Source organism: Pseudonocardia pini (assembly GCF_013870575.1).
Lineage (GTDB): Bacteria > Actinomycetota > Actinomycetes > Mycobacteriales > Pseudonocardiaceae > Pseudonocardia > Pseudonocardia pini.
Genome location: NZ_JACBXB010000780.1, coordinates 1 through 2,597, shown reverse-complemented (window position 1 = coordinate 2,597; position 2,597 = coordinate 1). Strand labels below are relative to the sequence as shown.

The following is a 2,597-nucleotide window of genomic DNA, read 5'->3' as shown; positions in this document are numbered from 1 at the left end:
GCCGCGGTCGCTGCTCGCGGGCGGGTTGGTGCTCGTCGACACGCCGGGTGTCGGCGGGCTGGGCTCCGCGCACGGCGCGGCCACCACGGCAGCGCTCCCCACCGCCGACGCGGTCCTGCTCGTGTCCGACGCCGCCCAGGAGTACACCGGCCCCGAGCTGGACTTCCTGCGCGCGGCGATGGAGCTGTGCCCGACCGTCGGCTGCGTGGTCACCAAGACCGACCTGTACCCGCACTGGCGGCGGATCGTGGAGCTGGACCAGGGCCACCTCAAGACCGCCGGGATCGACGCCGAGGTGTTCCCCGTGTCGTCGGAGCTGCGGCTCGCGGGCGCCGCGACCAAGGACCCCGAGCTGCTCGCCGAGTCCGGCTTCGCGCCGCTCGTCGGGTTCCTGCTGCGCCGGGTCGTGGCCCGTGCCGACGACCTCGACCGGCGCTCCACCAGCCAGGACGTCAACGTCGTGGCCGAGCAGCTCGCCGCCTCGTTCACCGCCGAGCTGACCGCGCTGCGGGACCCGGCGGGCGCCGAGGCGCTCGTCGCGGAGCTGACCGCGGCCAAGACCAGGGCGGACGAGCTGCGGCAGCGGTCCGCCCGCTGGCAGATCACGTTGAACGACGGCGTCGCCGACCTGATCTCGGACATCGAGTACGACCTGCGCGACCGGCTCCGTGCCGTCACCCGGGACGCCGAACAGCTGCTCGACGACGCCGACCCCCGCACCATCTGGGACCAGTTCGCGGAGTGGTTCCACCAGCAGGTCAGCGCGGCGACCTCCGCCAACTACGTGTGGACGGCGCAGCGCGCCCGCTGGCTCGCCGAGCAGGTCGCCGAGCACTTCTCCGAGGCCGCCGACGCCGCCCTGCCGGACATCCGGATCGACGGCGGCAGACCGGGCGTCGTCAACCCGCTGGAACAGCCGGAGGGCGAGCGGTTCGGGGTCGGCCAACGCCTGTTCGTGGGGATGCGCGGCGGGTACGGCGGCGTGCTGATGATCGGGCTGGCGACGAGCTTCGTCGGGATGGCCCTGCTCAACCCGGTGTCCATCGCGGCGGGCCTGCTGTTCGGCGGCAAGACCGTGCGGGACGAGCACCGCAGGCTGCGGGACCGGCGGCGGGCCGAGGCGAAGACGGCCGTGCGCAGGCACATCGACGAGGTCACCTTCCAGGTCGGCAAGGACTCCCGGGACACCCTGCGCCGCGCCCAGCGCCAGCTCCGGGACCACTTCACGGTGCTGGCCGAGGAGCTCTCCCGCTCGCTGGCGGCGTCGGTCGCGGCGGCCCAGAACGCCGTCGCCACGGAGGCGGGGCAGCGGACGAAGCGGATCGCGGACCTGGAGGCCGAGCTCGGCCGGGTCCGGGCACTCGCCGCCAAGGCCGACGCGCTCGCGGGGCAGCGGTGACGACCCTCGGCGCGGCGGTCCGCGAGCTGCTGCGGCGCACGATCGTCGTCTACGGCGACGACGCACAGGCCGTCGGCTGGCTGCAGGGGCACCTGTCCCGGTTCGACGAGCCGCTGCGCGTGGCGTTCGCCGGGAAGGTCAAGGCGGGCAAGTCCACGCTGCTCAACGCGCTGGTCGGCGAGGAGATCGCCCCCACGGACGCGGGCGAATGCACGCGGGTGGTCACCTGGTACCAGGACGCGCCTGCCCCGCGGGTGCGGATGTTCCCCCGGGCGGGCGAGCCGCGGCCGCTCACGATCGCGCGCAACCAGGGTGCGCTGCGGCTGGACCTGGGCGTGCCCGCCGCCGAGGTGGACCGGTTGGTCGTGGACTGGCCGTCGGGGTACCTGCGGGGCACGACCCTGATCGACACCCCCGGCATCGCCTCGCTCACCGCGGACACCGCCGCCCGCGCGGGCGACTTCCTGACCCCGGAGGACGAGCCCTCGCCCGCCGACGCCGTCGTCTACCTGATGCGTCACCTGCACGGCTCCGACATGCGGTTCCTCGAGTCCTTCCGGGACACCGACGTCGCGCGGGCCACGCCGGTCACCACGATCGCGGTGCTCTCGAGGGCGGACGAGATCGGCGTCGGGCGGCTCGACGCGCTCAGCTCGGCCGGGCGGATCGCCCGCCGGTACCGCGCGGACCCCACGCTGCGGGGGCTCTGCCAGACCGTCGTGCCGGTGGCCGGGCTGCTGGCCCAGAGCGGTCGGACGATGCGGCAGGACGAGCACGCCGCCCTCGTCCGGCTGGCGGGTCTGCCGCAGGCGACGCTGGACCCGCTGCTGCTGTCCGCCGACCGGTTCGGCACCCGGCCCGCCGAGGGGGCGCCGGAGCCCTCGGTGCGTGCGGCGTTGGTGGAGCGGTTCGGGCTGTTCGGGGTGCGGCTGGCCACGGAGCTGATCCGGAAGGGGACCACCGACCCGTCGGACCTGTCCCGGGAGCTGGTGCGCCACAGCGGGCTCGAGGAGCTGCGCAGCGTGCTGGCCACGCAGTTCGCCGAGCGCCGGGAGCTGTTGAAGTCCCGCTCCGCGCTGTTGGCGATCGACCGGGTGCTGCAGCGCGATCCCCGTCCCGCCGCGCAGCCGCTGATCGCCGAGCGGGAGCGGATCCTGGCGGGCGCGCACGAGTTCGTGGAGCTGCGGATGCTCTCCGC

Annotated in this window: 2 protein-coding genes; both read left to right on the top strand. The window is 74.7% G+C overall.

What is annotated here, in order from left to right:
• The coding region (locus H5J29_RS28815) for an Isoniazid-inducible protein iniA (protein ID WP_181784126.1) at positions 1-1,399 on the top strand (1,399 nt) is incomplete at its 5' end.
• Positions 1,396-2,597 (top strand): dynamin family protein (locus H5J29_RS28810; protein WP_181784125.1); only part of this gene is annotated, 1,202 nt, incomplete at its 3' end. The genes H5J29_RS28815 and H5J29_RS28810, both read left to right, overlap by 4 nt.